Source organism: Variovorax nitratireducens (genome assembly GCF_051216545.1).
Taxonomy (GTDB): Bacteria; Pseudomonadota; Gammaproteobacteria; order Burkholderiales; family Burkholderiaceae_C; genus Variovorax.
Window position 1 is genome coordinate 12,803 of sequence record NZ_JBPJZO010000016.1, and the last position, 13,737, is coordinate 26,539.

Annotated in this window: 16 protein-coding genes; 12 read left to right on the top strand and 4 right to left on the bottom strand. The window is 67.9% G+C overall.

Translation table 11 applies throughout. The features are described from left to right. Window positions 1-10: 10 nt before the first annotated feature. From ACSFA8_RS25190 to ACSFA8_RS25200, 3 genes are read right to left on the bottom strand one after another with little or no spacing between them, the layout of a single operon-like run. Window positions 11-550 (bottom strand): DUF2946 family protein, encoded by a 540-nt coding sequence (locus ACSFA8_RS25190; RefSeq protein ID WP_435482207.1) that lies wholly within the window; start codon window positions 548-550, stop codon window positions 11-13. Beyond that, a complete protein-coding gene (locus ACSFA8_RS25195; RefSeq protein ID WP_435482208.1) occupies window positions 543-1,544 on the bottom strand; it encodes a YheT family hydrolase in 1,002 nt (333 codons plus the stop codon). The genes ACSFA8_RS25190 and ACSFA8_RS25195 overlap by 8 nt, the downstream gene beginning before the upstream one ends. Window positions 1,545-1,557: 13 nt before the next feature. Continuing rightward, window positions 1,558-2,010 (bottom strand): YybH family protein, encoded by a 453-nt coding sequence (locus ACSFA8_RS25200; RefSeq protein ID WP_435482209.1) that lies wholly within the window; start codon window positions 2,008-2,010, stop codon window positions 1,558-1,560. A gap of 256 nt (window positions 2,011-2,266) precedes the next feature. On the opposite strand from ACSFA8_RS25200, the gene rutA reads away from it, so the two are divergent. The 6 genes from rutA to rutF are packed head-to-tail and all read left to right on the top strand — an operon-like array spanning window position 2,267 to window position 6,564. Beyond that, window positions 2,267-3,379 (top strand): pyrimidine utilization protein A, encoded by a 1,113-nt coding sequence (gene rutA, locus ACSFA8_RS25205; protein WP_435482210.1) that lies wholly within the window; start codon window positions 2,267-2,269, stop codon window positions 3,377-3,379. A gap of 8 nt (window positions 3,380-3,387) precedes the next feature. Next, window positions 3,388-4,179, top strand: coding sequence for a pyrimidine utilization protein B (gene rutB / locus ACSFA8_RS25210; protein ID WP_435482211.1), 792 nt, complete (start codon window positions 3,388-3,390; stop codon window positions 4,177-4,179). A 25-nt stretch (window positions 4,180-4,204) separates the two neighbouring features. Further along, window positions 4,205-4,594, top strand: coding sequence for a pyrimidine utilization protein C (rutC, locus tag ACSFA8_RS25215; RefSeq protein WP_286541097.1), 390 nt, complete (start codon window positions 4,205-4,207; stop codon window positions 4,592-4,594). Between the two features lie 4 nt (window positions 4,595-4,598). Beyond that, window positions 4,599-5,408: a pyrimidine utilization protein D gene (gene rutD / locus ACSFA8_RS25220; protein WP_435482212.1), complete on the top strand. Its 810-nt coding sequence runs from the start codon at window positions 4,599-4,601 to the stop codon at window positions 5,406-5,408. Further along, window positions 5,405-5,995, top strand: a complete 591-nt coding sequence (locus tag ACSFA8_RS25225) for a malonic semialdehyde reductase (protein WP_435482213.1) — start codon at window positions 5,405-5,407, stop codon at window positions 5,993-5,995. Before rutD ends, ACSFA8_RS25225 begins: the two co-directional genes overlap by 4 nt. Before the next feature lie 23 nt (window positions 5,996-6,018). Continuing rightward, the gene (gene rutF, locus ACSFA8_RS25230; RefSeq protein ID WP_435482214.1) at window positions 6,019-6,564 is read left to right on the top strand and encodes an NADH-dependent FMN reductase RutF; all 546 of its coding nucleotides are present in this window, start codon (window positions 6,019-6,021) and stop codon (window positions 6,562-6,564) included. 2 nt (window positions 6,565-6,566) lie between these two features. Here rutF and rutR read toward each other — a convergent pair whose 3' ends face one another. After that, window positions 6,567-7,304 carry an HTH-type transcriptional regulator RutR gene (rutR, locus tag ACSFA8_RS25235; RefSeq protein ID WP_435482215.1) on the bottom strand — a complete coding sequence of 246 codons (738 nt, stop codon included), beginning with the start codon at window positions 7,302-7,304 and terminating at the stop codon, window positions 6,567-6,569. Window positions 7,305-7,518: 214 nt separating this feature from the next. Between rutR and ACSFA8_RS25240 the strand changes: the two genes are divergently transcribed. The 6 genes from ACSFA8_RS25240 to ACSFA8_RS25265 all read left to right on the top strand — a co-directional run bounded on the left by ACSFA8_RS25240 (window position 7,519) and on the right by ACSFA8_RS25265 (window position 13,717). Then, window positions 7,519-8,520, top strand: a complete 1,002-nt coding sequence (locus tag ACSFA8_RS25240; protein WP_435482216.1) for an isopenicillin N synthase family dioxygenase — start codon at window positions 7,519-7,521, stop codon at window positions 8,518-8,520. A 13-nt stretch (window positions 8,521-8,533) separates the two neighbouring features. Next, a complete protein-coding gene (locus ACSFA8_RS25245) occupies window positions 8,534-8,920 on the top strand; it encodes a VOC family protein (RefSeq protein ID WP_435482217.1) in 387 nt (128 codons plus the stop codon). A gap of 62 nt (window positions 8,921-8,982) precedes the next feature. After that, window positions 8,983-10,074, top strand: a complete 1,092-nt coding sequence (locus ACSFA8_RS25250) for a BMP family ABC transporter substrate-binding protein (protein ID WP_435482218.1) — start codon at window positions 8,983-8,985, stop codon at window positions 10,072-10,074. 39 nt (window positions 10,075-10,113) lie between these two features. Continuing rightward, a complete protein-coding gene (locus ACSFA8_RS25255; RefSeq protein WP_435482219.1) occupies window positions 10,114-11,634 on the top strand; it encodes an ABC transporter ATP-binding protein in 1,521 nt (506 codons plus the stop codon). Further along, window positions 11,631-12,785, top strand: coding sequence for an ABC transporter permease (locus ACSFA8_RS25260; RefSeq protein ID WP_435482220.1), 1,155 nt, complete (start codon window positions 11,631-11,633; stop codon window positions 12,783-12,785). The genes ACSFA8_RS25255 and ACSFA8_RS25260 overlap by 4 nt, the downstream gene beginning before the upstream one ends. Beyond that, window positions 12,782-13,717 (top strand): ABC transporter permease, encoded by a 936-nt coding sequence (locus tag ACSFA8_RS25265; RefSeq protein ID WP_435482221.1) that lies wholly within the window; start codon window positions 12,782-12,784, stop codon window positions 13,715-13,717. The genes ACSFA8_RS25260 and ACSFA8_RS25265 overlap by 4 nt, the downstream gene beginning before the upstream one ends. The last annotated feature ends 20 nt before the right edge of the window (window positions 13,718-13,737 follow it).

Here is a 13,737-nt window from a genome sequence, read left to right on the forward strand (position 1 = left end):
TCCTGGATCGCTACGCCTGGGACACGGCGTGCCCGGCCGCCGGGCTCATGACATGGCCGAAGCGTGCGGGCAGGTCGGCCGCCAGCACATCTTCGGGCTGCCAGCGCCCCTGCTCGATCGCCTCGGCAGCCAGCCCCACGTCCTGCGTGTGCACCAGGCCCAGCCCGATCGGCGCCACCAGGTAGAGCCGCCCCAGTTCGTCGAGCAGGCAACCGGTCGGCAGGGCCGCAACGCCCGTGTGGGCTGTGACCGAAAAATCGGGCTCGCCGATGCGCCACACCAGCGGTGCCGCCTCCAGCTCGACGTAGACGCGCTGCGGCCCGTTCTGGAAGAACCACTGGCCGGCCTCGTCGTGCTCGTAGTTGCGCTGGATGAAGTCGATCAGCTTGTCGTGCCGCAGCAGCGAACCCTTGGCCGTCGCGAATGGGCCGGCGGCCTGCGTGCGGTCGTCGCGCATGTACCAGTTGCCGCGTGCGTCGAGCCCGAGCCAGCCGTAGCAATGCGGCACGTTCGGCCACTTGGCAAGCGCCTGTTTGACGATGTCATCCATGGGGCAGATTTTGCGCGCCCAGCAGCCAGGCGCCTACCGCTTCGGGCATCGCGCCTACATGGCCGGGAGGAAGGCCCTGCGGAAAGCCGACATGGCCGCCATGCGGCGGCTGCCACAAGGTGACGTGGGGGCCGACGTCAGCCTGGCGCGGCAGGCTCGCGGCCGGCACGAAGGGGTCGTTGGCGGCGTTGACTACCAGCGCGGGAATGCGGATCGCATGCAGGTGCGGCTTGGCGGAGCCGCGCGACCAGTAGTCGTCGGTGTCGCGAAAGCCGTGCAGCGGCGCGGTGAAGACGTTGTCGAAGGCGTAGAGATCGCGTGCAGCCAGCATGCGCTCGCGGTCGAACAGGCCCGGGTGCTGCGCCAGCTTGGCCAGCGCCTTCGGCTTCATGCTCGACAGGAACATGCGCGTGTAGACCAGCCGGTTGAAGCCCTGCCCGATCGCGCGCCCGCCGGCGGCGAGGTCGATTGGCGCCGACACCGCAGCCACGGCTCTGGCAATGCGGCTGGCGCTGTCGCCGGCCTCCTCGGCCCAGCGCAGCAGCGCATTGCCGCCGAGCGACACGCCGACCGCGAACAGCGCACCGCCGCCTGTCGCATCGTGCTGCACACGCAGGCGCGCCAGGATCCAGCCGATCTCCTCGAAGTCACCCGAGTGGTAGGCACGCGGCGCCAGGTTCAGCTCGCCGCTGCAGCCGCGGAAATGGGGCACGGCGAAGGCCATGCCGTTCGCGGCGGCAAAGGCGGCGAACGCCTCGGCATAGTGGCTGCGCGACGAGCCCTCTAGCCCGTGAAACAGCACCAGCAGCGGCCTGGGCCCCGATGCCGCAGGCCCGTCGATGAAGTCGACGTCGATGAAGTCGCCGTCCGGCGTGGGCCAGCGCTCGCGGCGGTAGACCGGTGCAGGGCCGTCCAGGCGACGCGCATAGAGCGCGGGCCAGATCGTCTGCAGGTTGCCGCCGGGTAACCAGCGCGGTGCCGTGTATTGCTGCATCCGTGGCGCCAGATCAGTGAAGGGTTTGCGGCGGGTCGCTGGCCTCGTCGGGCGCGTGTGCGGCGCCGGGGCTCGCATGGTGCGCCACCATGCGCCAGCCCTGCGCGGTCTTGTGATAGACGTTGGTGGCAAGCACGTAGGCGTGGCGCGGGCCGTCGGGCGTGAGCACCTCGATGCGCTCCAGCACGTTGTGCACCGCGCTCGCCAGCGACTCCACCTTGCGCACGCGCGCCGGCGTGGCATGGATCGCGCCATTGCCGAACATCTGCTCGAACGCCGCACGGATCGCGCCCGGCCCGACCAGCCGCGGCCCGCCCGGGTGCACGCAGAACATCTCGTCATCGTCGGCCCAGCATGCCATCAGCGCCTCGATGTCGCCGCGCTGCAGCGCTTCGTAGAAGGCGGCCTCGAGGTCGTCGGCAGTGCCGCCGACGCTGACCGCGGTGCGAGAGGGAGACTTGGGCATGGGAGGAGAGGAAAAGAGGAATGGCCGGGGCAGAAGTCGACGATTGTGCCGCTTGCACCGGCGCGGCCATGCACCGTCAGACGCCATTTGCACCAATGCGTTCCATGCGCAGAAAGAGCAGGCGCTCCATTTTGGACCATTTGGTCTGACGAGTAGCGCAGAACGCATGCAAGTCGTTGATTTAAAAAGACTTGCAGGCTGGCACGGGCCATGCATGGGACGACGCCATCCACCTTTTGACCCAGGAGTGCATCGCATGAACGTCGGCATCTTCATCCCGATCGGCAACAACGGCTGGCTGTTGTCCGAGAACGCACCGCAATACAAGCCCAGCTTTGCGCTCAACAAGGAGATCACGCTGAAGGCCGAGCATTACGGCCTCGACTTCGTGCTGTCGATGATCAAGCTGCGCGGCTTTGGCGGCAAGACCGAGTTCTGGGATCACAACCTGGAGTCTTTCACCCTCATGTCGGGGCTTGCAGCGGTCACCACCAAGATCAAGCTGTTCGCCACCGCCGCGTCGCTGGTGATGCCGCCGGCCATCGTCGCGCGCATGGCCTCGACCATCGACTCGATCTCGAACGGCCGCTTCGGCCTCAACCTGGTGACTGGGTGGCAGCGGCCCGAGTACTCGCAGATGGGCATGTGGCCGGGCGACGAGTTTTTCGGCACGCGCTACGAGTACCTCTCCGAGTACATCCAGGTGCTGCGCGACCTCTGGGGCAAGGGCCAGTCCGACTTCAAGGGTGAGCACTTCCAGATGGACGACTGCCGCCTGAGCCCGCAGCCCGAGGCCGACATGAAGGTGATCTGCGCCGGCCAGAGCGATGCGGGCATGGACTTCTCCGCGAAATACGCCGACTACAACTTCTGCTTCGGCAAGGGCGTGAACACGCCCAAGGCCTTCGCGCCCGCTGCCGAGAAACTGATCGAGGCCACCCGGAAAACCGGCCGCCACGTCACCACCTACGTGCTGATGATGGTGATTGCCGACGAGACCGACGAGGCCGCGCGCGCCAAGTGGGAGCACTACAAGGCCGGCGCCGACCAGGAAGCCATCCGCTGGCTGGGCGCGCAGGGCGCAGCCGACACCAAGTCGGGTGCCGACACCAACGTGCGCCAGATGACCGACCCGACCTCGGCGGTCAACATCAACATGGGCACGCTGGTGGGCTCGTACGCGAGCGTCGCGCACATGCTCGACGAGATGGCCGAGGTGCCCGGCACCGAGGGCGTGTTGCTGACCTTCGACGACTTCGTCGCCGGCGTGGAAGCCTTCGGCGAACGCATCCAGCCGCTGATGAAGAGCCGCGTCAACGTCGACACGCCCGTGCCGTCGCAGGTGCAGCCGCAGGCACTCGCAGCGTGAGGCGTTCCATGAGCACGCCCAGGAACACCACCCTCACATCGACCCGGCCCGTTGGCGTGCCGAACGCACCCGGCGCCCCGGCGCCGCTGGTGCTGCCGGCACGCCCCGAGCCGCTCGCGCTGCACGCTGCCAACTCGGCGCTGATCGTGGTCGACATGCAGAACGCGTATGCCTCGATCGGCGGCTACGTGGACTCGGCCGGGTTCGACATCTCCGGCGCGCAGGGCGTGATCGCCAACATCGGCCGCACCATCGCCGCGGCACGCGCTGCCGGCGTGCTCGTGGTGTTCCTGCAGAACGGCTGGGATGCGGCGTACGTGGAAGCGGGCGGCCCCGGCTCGCCCAACTGGTACAAGTCGAACGCGCTCAAGACCATGCGCCGCAAGCCCGAACTGCAGGGCAAGTTTCTCGCCAAAGGCGGCTGGGACTACGAACTCGTCGATGCACTGAAGCCGCAGGACGGCGACATCGTCATCCCGAAGACGCGCTACAGCGGCTTCTTCAACAGCACGCTCGACAGCACGCTGCGCGCGCGCGGCATCCGCAACCTGGTGTTCACCGGCATCGCGACCAACGTGTGCGTCGAGTCCACGCTGCGCGATGCCTTCCACCTCGAATACTTCGCCGTGATGCTGGAAGACGCAACGCACGAACTCGGCGGCGCAGCGATCCAGCAGGCGTCGGTCTACAACGTCGAGACCTTCTTCGGCTGGGTGTCGAGCGTCGAGGACTTCATCCGCACCTTCGCGCCGACCGCCGCAGCAGCAGCGCCCGCGTCGACCGTTGCGCTCAGCGCCTGATTTCATTTTTCAAGAAGGAACAACCATGCCCAAGCAAGCCATCATCCCGCCCGGCACCACAACGCCGATCGCCCCCTTCGTGCCCGGCACCATGGCCGACGGCGTTGTCTACGTGTCGGGCACGCTGCCATTCGACAAGGACAACAACGTGGTTCACGTCGGCGACGCGACGGCGCAGACGCGCCACGTGCTGGAAACCATCAAGAGCGTGATCACGACTGCCGGCGGCACCATGGACGACGTGACCTTCAACATGATCATGATCAAGGACTGGGCCGACTACGCCAAGGTCAACGCGGTGTATGCCGAGTACTTTCCGGGCGTGAAGCCGGCGCGCTACTGCATCCAGTGCGGCCTGGTGAAGCCTGACGCGCTGGTGGAGATCGCTTCAATAGCCCACGTCGGCAAGCCCTGAGCCCATGGCGCTGCACATCGAAGTCCACGGCAAGGCAAAGGCCGGCGCGCCCAGCGTGCTGCTGTCCTCGGGCCTTGGCGGCTCGGCCGCTTTCTGGAAGCCGCAGATTCCTGCGCTGGTCGATGCCGGCTGGCGCGTGGTTGCATACGACCAGCGCGGCACCGGGCGCAGCCCCGAGGCGCTGCCCACCGGCCACACGATCGCCGACATGGCGCGCGACGTGGCCGAGGTGCTCGATGCGACCGGCACCGCGCAATGCATCCTGATCGGTCATGCATTGGGTGGACTGGTCGGCCTGCAGCTCGCGCTGGATGCGCCCGAGCGCGTTGCCGGGCTCGTTCTGATCAACGCATGGTCCAAGCCCAACCCGCATTCGGCGCGCTGCTTCGACGCCCGGCTGGCGCTGCTCGGCGCCTGCGGCGCACGCGCGTATGTCGAGGCGCAGCCGATCTTCCTGTACCCAGCCGCCTGGGCCGCGGCGCATGCCGCACAGGTCGACGCCGAGGTCGCACACGCGGTGGCCCATTTCCCGGGCGAAGCCAACATGCGTGCGCGCATCGCGGCACTGCGCGCCTTCGATGCCGATGCACGGCTCGCGGACATCGCCACACCCACGCTGGTGGCCGCAGCGCAGGACGACGTGCTGGTGCCCTGGACCTGCTCGCAGCGCCTGGCCGACGGCCTGCCGCATGCCACGCTCGACCTAGTGCCGCATGGCGGCCATGCGCACAGCGTGACCGACCCGGACAACTTCAACCGCACGCTGCTCGCCTTCCTGGCGCAGCAAACCAATCTGACCGGAATTACCGCATGAGCCCCGCACTCGACACCACCGCATTGGCAGCCCTGTTCACCGAAGCGCGCACCCAGAACGGCTGGACGGCCGAGCCCGTGTCCGACGCACTGCTGGCGCAGATCTACGCGCTCGCGCGCATGGGCCCGACCTCGGCCAACTGCTCGCCGGGCCGCTTTGTCTTCGCGCGCACGCCCGAGGCCAAACAGCGGCTGGCACCGGCGCTGTCGGCCAGCAACTACGACAAGACGATGACCGCGCCGGTGACAGTGATCGTCGCCTGGGACACCGCGTTCTACGACAAGCTGCCCAAGCTCTTTCCGCACACCGATGCCCGCCCCTGGTTCACCGGCAGCCCGGAGATGGCGCACGAAACGGCGTTCCGCAACGGCACCCTGCAGGCGGCCTACCTGATGCTCGCCGCCCGCTCGCTGGGGCTCGATGCGGGTCCGATGTCGGGCTTCGACAAGGCGAAGGTCAACGCCGCCTTCTTCGCCGGCACCACCTGGACTGCCAACTTCCTCATCAACCTCGGTCACGGTGATTCGTCGAAGATTTTCAGCCGCCTGCCGCGGCTGGACTTCGACGAAGCCTGCACGCTGGCCTGACCCCACGCCGCCGGAGCACTCCCATGCTGAACCCGACCGTTTCCGCCACGAGCCCCGTCGCCCCGCCCCCGGCGCTCGGCGCGGCGCTGCCCCGCAATGAATACCGCGATGCCATGGCGCGGCTCGGCGCTGCGGTCAACATCATCACCACCGACGGCGTGGCCGGCCGGGCCGGCTTCACCGCCTCGGCCGTGTGCAGCGTGACGGACGACCCGCCGACGCTGCTGCTGTGCCTGAACCGCACTGCATCGGTGTACCCGGCTTTCCAGACCAACGGCGTGCTGTGCGTGAACGTGCTGGCCGCAGGCCAGCAGACGCTGTCGGGCGTATTTGGCGGCAAGACGCCCATGGACGAGCGCTTTGCCAGCGCGAACTGGCGCCGCTGCATCACCGGCTCGCCTGTGCTCGACGGCGCGGCCGTCTCGTTCGATTGCCGCGTGGTGCGCAGCACCGGCGTCGGCACGCACGACGTGCTGTTCTGCGAAGTGGTGGCGATCGCCGTGGGTGCGGCCGCGCACGGCCTCATCTACTTCGACCGCCGCTACCACGACCTGTTGCCGCCGCACTGATTTCAGGGCGGCGGGGCGATGCCTCCGAGCACGATGCGCTGCACGTTGTCCACCGTCTGCTCGAAGAACTCCGGATCGTCGAGCGTGCGACCGGTGATGGCCTGCACCTGCACGCCGAAATCCGCGTAGTGCTGCGTGATCGCCCACAGCGCAAAGATCAGGTGGTGCGGATCCATCGGCGCCAGCTTGCCGGCCTCGACCCAGGCGCGGATCACATCCGACTTGCGCTCGACCAGCGTGCGCAGCTCGCGGCCGAGTTCGTCGCGCAGCAGTGGTGCGCCCTGGATCATTTCGAGGCAGAACAGGCGCGACGCTTCGGGCCGGTCGCGCGAGATCACCAGCTTGCGGCGGATGTAGTCGCTGATGGCTTCGCGCGGATCCTGCTCGGCGCTGAAGCCACGCAACGGCTCGAGCCACACGGCGAGCAGCTCGCGCAGCACGCTGACGTAGAGCTCTTCCTTGTTCGCGAAGTAATAGAGCAGGTTGCTCTTGGAGACATCGGCGCGTGCGGCCACCTGGTCGAGGCTGGTGCCCTGCAGGCCGAAGCGGGAGAACAGGCCGAGCGCGGCCGCGAGGATGACGCTGCGCTTGTCCTCGATCTGGCGCAGCCGGCGGCTCACGGCGGCCGGGCTGCGCGTGCCGGGTGCACGCTTGGCCAGTGCGCGCTGCGAGGGCCTGGTCGCCGGCTTGCCGGCCGCACCGCCGCGCGCGGCGGCCGCCCCACCTGTGGTCTTTGGCATGTCGTGTTGCTTTCTTCGGGGTTGCTCTCTGTCCGGTGCAACGCATGCTCGCACGAGTCATACCCGCACCGCGCACCACCGGGAGGCACGTGCACGCCCGATGCACCACACGGACGCAGGCTAGCGCATTTGTCCATTTGGTCCAACTGGCACAGACGTTGCGTACCAGTCGGGCCGACGCCCCCGTTCCTGCGTCGCCCCAAGGATTCAAGGCATGACATTGCTCTCCGTACCGATCATCGATCTCGCGCCCTATTTCTCCGGCACCGCAGCCGGCCGCGCCGAGGTCGCGCGCAAGGTGGACGAGGCCTGCCGCAGCATCGGCTTCCTCGTCATCACCAACCACGGCATTTCGCCCGAGTTGATCGCGCGCGTGTCGGCGCTGTCGCGCCGCTTCTTCGAGCTGCCGCTGGCCGAGAAGCGCAAGGTCGACCGTCCGCGCGAAGACGCGGTGCGCGGCTACAGCGCGGTCGGCGAGGAGGGCCTGTCGTACAGCCTCGAAGAGGAAGCACCGGGCGACCTGAAGGAGTCGTTCTCGACCGGCCCGTCGAACGTGCCCGATGACGAATACCACCGCGGCCCGGCGGCCGGCCCGCACTTCGAGCCCAACAGCTGGCCCGACATTCCCGGCTTCCGCGAGGCCTGCGAGGCGTACTTCGAGGCGATGAGCGATCTCGCGCGCTCCTTGATGCGGATCTTCGCGCTCGCCCTCGAACTGCCCGAGTACTTCTTCGACGACAAGATCAACGAACACATCAGCATGTTCCGCGTGCTGAGCTACCCGCCGCAGAAAGAGGCGCCGCTGCCCGGCCAGTTGCGTGCCGGCGCGCACAGCGACTACGGCAGCCTCACCATCGTGCTGCCGGACGACAAGGGCCTGCAGGTGCGCAACAAGGCCGGCGAATGGGTCGACGTGCCGCAGATCCCCGGTGGCCTGGTGGTGAACATTGCCGACCTCATGATGCAGTGGACCAACGACCTGTGGGTGTCGACCCTGCACCGCGTGGTGAACCCGCCCTTCGAGGCGGCCAGCACCAACCGCCGCCAGTCGCTGGTGTTCTTTCACCAGCCCAACTACGACGCGATGGTGGAGTGCCTGCGCAGTTGCCTCGCGCCCGGTGAAAAACCCAAGTACGCACCGATCTCTTCCGGCGACCACCTGATGTCGAAGTTCGTCAAGCAGACCACCTTCGGCGGCACCAAGGCCGCGGCCTGAACCCGACGACCCCATGGCCCACCTGTCGTACGTCAACGTATTCGCGAAGGACGTGGTCGCGCTCAGCGGCTTCTACCAGCGCGTGTTCGGCTTTCCCGAGATCGAGGCGATCCGCTCCCCGATCTTTCGCGGGCTCGACACCGGCCGATCCAGCCTCGGCTTCAACGCGCTGGACGCCTACGAGCTGCTGCACCTGGCCGAGTTCTCGGACACGCGCGGCGTCAAGTTCCTGCTGAACATCGACGTCGACAGCCAGGCCGAGGTCGACCGCATGGTGCCCATCGCCGTCGAGGCCGGCGCCACGCTGGTCAAGGCGCCCTATGTCACCTACTACAACTGGTACCAGTCGGTACTGCTCGACCCCGAAGGCAATGTGTTCCGCATCAATTTCATGATGTGACGAGCGTCTTCGCCAGCCGTTTTTTTCAAGTCCTCCCCCTGCCCACCACGAAAGGTTCTTCCATGTTCCGCACTCTTTCTCCAGGCGCCGCTCTGGCGCTGACCGTCTGCACCGTGCTGGCGGCGCCGGCCATGGCCGCCGACGGCTTCACCCTCAAGGGCGAACCGAAGATTGCCATGCTGTATTTCGGCCCCAAGAACGACGGCGGCTGGACGCAGGCCTTCGACGAGGCGCGCATCAAGGTCGAGACCGCGCTGGGCAAGAAGATCCAGTTCGTCGAGAACGTGCCCGAGGATGCGTCGGCCATCAAGCCGGCCGCCGAGCGCTTCATTTCGCGCGGGGCCAACATCGTCATCGGCACCGCCTTCGGCTACTCCGACACCTTCAAGGAATTGGCCGCCAAGTACCCGGACGTCGCCTTCCTGAACGGTTCGGGCACCACCAACGGCACCAACCTCGAATCGTTCTACGGCCGCACCTACGAAAGCCAGTACCTCTGCGGCATGGCCGCCGGCGCGGCGTCGAAGAGCGGCAAGCTCGGCTTCGTCGCGGCCAACCCGTTCGGCGTGGTGAACTGGACCGTCAACGCGTTCGCGCTCGGCGCGCAGAAGATGAACCCGAACGCCACCGTCAACGTGATCTACACCGGCGCCTGGAACGACCCGGTGAAAGAGCGCGCAGCCGCGATGGCGCTGATCGACCAGGGTGCCGACGTGATCGGCCAGCACGTCGACTCGCCCACGCCGCAGATCGTGGCGCAGGAGCGCGGCGTCTACGGCACCGGCCACCACCGCGACCTGCGCCAGTTCGCGCCCAAGGCCACGCTGTGTTCGTCGGTCTGGGTCTGGGACAAGTTCCTAACGCCCGAACTGAAGAAGATCATGGCGGGCAACTGGAAGCCTTCGCAGTACGGCGCCTTCATCGAGATGAAGGACGGCGGCACCGACATCGCCGGCTTCGGCGCGGGCGTGCCGAAGGAAAAGGCCGCGCTGATCACCGCGGAACGCGATGCAATCCTCAAGGGCAAGCAGGTCTATGCCGGCCCGCTGAAAGACCGCGACGGCAAGGAACGCGTGGCCACCGGCGCCGCCCTGTCGGACGCCGACCTCTGGAAGATGGACTGGTACGTCAAGGGCGTGGTCACGCAGAAGTAGGCGCACGAGGCAGGACACAAGGCACGGCACAAGGCAGGGATGGCGACCGCACTCCAACTGACGGGCATCGGCAAGTCCTTCGACGGCTTCAAGGCGCTGATCGATGCGGACTTCAGCGTGCGCCGGGGCGAGGTGCATGCGCTGCTCGGCGAGAACGGCGCGGGCAAGTCGTCGCTGATGAACATCGCGGCCGGGCTCTACGCGCCCGAGGCCGGCCAGATCCTGGTCGACGACAACCCGGTGCAGTTCAGCGGCCCGCGCGACGCGGCGCGCCACCACATCGGCATGGTGCACCAGCACTTCAAGCTGGTGAAGCCGTTCACCGTGGCCGAGAACATCATGCTGGGCCATCCGCTCGCCACTGGCGAGGGCAGCCATCGCAAGCGGCTCGGCACGCTAGAGGCCGAGATCCGCGCCAAGGCCGCGGCGCTGGGCTTCGACATCGATCCGCGGCAGCGCACCGAGCGCCTGTCGATCGCCGAGCAGCAGCGCGTCGAGATCCTGAAGGTGCTGCTGGCCGGCGCGCGCATCCTGATCCTCGACGAACCGACCGCCGTGCTGACCGACCAGGAGGCCGAGCGCCTGCTGTCGACCGTGCATGCGCTCTCGCGCAATGGCGCTGCGGTGGTGCTGGTCACGCACAAGATGGCCGACGTAAAGACCTGGGCCGACCGCGTGACCGTGATGCGCGGCGGCCGCACGGTCCGGACGGTCGATCCCCGAACAGTGGCGATCGCGGAGCTGGTGCAGCTCACGGTCGGCGAATCGATCGCGCTGGCCGGCGGCGGGCAGCGCACGCGCACGCCGGCCGGCGAGGCGCGGCTCACGGTTCGCGGGCTGCGCTCGGCCCCGGCCGCCGGCCGCCCGGCGCTCGGTGGCGTCGACCTCACGCTGCATGCCGGCGAGATATACGGCCTGGCCGGTGTCGGCGGCAACGGGCAAAGCGAGCTGTCCGCGGCGCTGATGGGGCTCGACCCCGCGATCGAAGGCAGCATCACGCTGCAGGATTTCGGCGACCTGCGGGCCGCCACCACTTCCGGGCGCCGTGCGCTGCAGTTCGCGGCCATCCCGGCGGATCGCTATGGCATTGCACTGGCGGGCGCCCTGTCGGTGGCCGAGAACTTCGGCATCGGCCAGGTGCATGACGGGCGCTACGGTTCGCCGTGGCGGCTCGACACGAAGCAGATGGAAGCCGATGCGAAGACGGCCGTCGCGGCGTTCGACGTGCAGGGCGTGCGCCAGCTCGACCAGAAGGCCGCGCTGCTGTCCGGCGGCAACGCACAGAAGCTGGTGCTTGCGCGCGAGTTCGGCCGCACGCCGCGCATCGTGCTGGCGCACAGCCCGAGCCGCGGCCTCGACGTGCGCGCCAGTGCCGAGGTGCATGCGCGGCTGCTGGCCGCGCGCGATGCGGGCGCCGCAGTGCTGCTGATCAGCGAAGACCTCGATGAAGTGCTGGCCCTGGCGGATCGCGTGGGCGTGATGGCGCGCGGGCGCATCGTGGCCGAATTCGAACAGCCGGCCGATCGGCAGGTAATAGGGCAAGCGATGGTGAGCAGATGAACCCCACCCCCCTGCAGGCGGCAGCACCAGCGGCCCGGCAAAGCCGGAGCCGCGGTGTTTCCGGCAAGGAGCCCACCGCGCAGGCCCGACCGCTGGCCAGCCGCCGTTTCGCGCTTGAAATCCGCCAGCAGATGGCCTGGTCCCGGCAGGCACTGATCCTGGCCGTGTCGCTCGCCATTGGCATGGGCATCTCGGCCGCGATCCTGGTGGCGGCCGGCGTGCCCGCCAACGAACTGCTCAACGAATTCGTGCTGCAGACGCTGTTCGACAAACAGAGCCTGCAGGCCGTGCTGTTCCAGGCCGCGCCGATGATCCTGGTCGGCATCGCGGCGTCGCTGGCGTTCCGCGCACGCTTCTGGAACCTGGGGCTCGAGGGCCAGATGATCTGGGGCGCGATCGGCGCGACGGCGATCTCCTTCTTCGACCTCGGCCCGCCCGCGCTGCGCCTGCCGTTGATGCTGGCCATGGCGATCGCGTTCGGCCTGCTCTGGGCGCTGGCGCCGGCGTTGCTCAAGCTCAGGCTGGGCGTGAACGAGATCATCTCGTCACTCATGCTCAACTACATTGCGGGCAACTTCCTGCTGCACCTGGTGTACGGGGCCTGGAAAGACCCGAAGGATTCGTTTCCGTACTCGCCGCAGTTCCGCGCCTTCGAGCGCTTGCCGGAATGGTTCGGCAATGTCAGCACCGCCGCCATCGGGCTGGCGCTGTGCGTGGCACTGCTGGCCTGGTGGTTCGTCGGCGTCAGCCGCGCCGGGCTGTACCTGCGCTTCGTCGATGCCAATGCGCGCATGGCCGATGCCGTGGGCGTGCCGGTGCGGCGGATGATCCTGTCAGCGGTGCTGCTGTCGGGCGCGCTCTCGGGCATTGCCGGCTTCGTCGTCGTGGCGGGCCAGGAAGGCCGGCTGACGCAGGCCTTCCATGCGGGTTACGGCTTCTCCGGCATCCTTATCGCCTTCCTTGCGCGCAACAACCCGCTGGCGGCAACCGTGGTCGCGGTGCTGGTGGCGGCCTTGTTCGTGGCCGGACGGAACCTGCAGGTTTTCTATCAAATCCCGTTCTCGATGGTGCAGCTGATCCAGGCGATCGTGGTGATCTGCGTGGCATCGTCGGACTTCTTCATCCGCCACCGCATCCGCAACGTCCGATGAACGCCTTCGCCATCGCCACCAACTGGCTCGGCAACGCGCCGGACTTCGCCGTGCCTTACGCACTGGCCGCGCTGGGCCTGATCCTCACCGAACGCGCGGGCGTGCTGTCACTCGGCGCCGAGGGGCTGATGCTGGTCGGCGCGCTGGCCGGCATCGGCGCGCAGATCGTGCTGGGGCAGCCGGGCATCTCGCTGGTGATCGCGATGCTGGCGGCCAGCGGCGTGTCGCTGCTGTTTGCGGTGATGGTGATCGTGCTGCGCGTGAACCAGGTGATCGCCGGGCTCGCGCTGGTGTTCTTCTGCCAGGGGCTCACCAGTCTCATGGGGACGCTGTTCGGCTGGACCAACGTCGCGGTCACGAGCTTCAGTGCGATCCCGCTGTGGCCCCTGTCCGGGTTGCCGCTGGTCGGCCGGTTGTTCGCGCAGAACATTGTGGTTTACCTCACGCTGCCGATCTTCATTGGTGTGGTCTGGTATCTCACGCGCACCAGCGCCGGCCTGCGCCTGCGCGCGGTCGGCGAGAACCCGCAGGCGGCCGATGCAGCCGGCATCAGCGTGACGGCATGGCGCTTTGCGGCCGTGCTCGCGGGCGCTGCACTGGTCGGCCTGGCAGGCGCCTACATCTCGGTCGTCAGCACCAAGCTGTGGATCGCGGGCATGACCGGCGGGCGCGGCTGGATTGCGGTCGGCCTCGTGATCTTCGCGCGCTGGTCGCCGTGGAAGGCACTGGCCGGCGCGGTGCTGTTCGGCTGCATCGAGGCGCTCATTCCGCAACTCGCCGCCGCCGGCGTGCAGCTGCCGCAGTACTTCGTGCTGATGACGCCCTACGCGGTGACGCTGGCCGTGATGGTGTGGGTGGCGGTGGCACGCCGCGGCGGCGACGGCGAACCCGGGGCGCTGGGCCAGCCCTACCTGCGGGAAGAGCGCCGATGACGCCGACAACGCCGATGAGC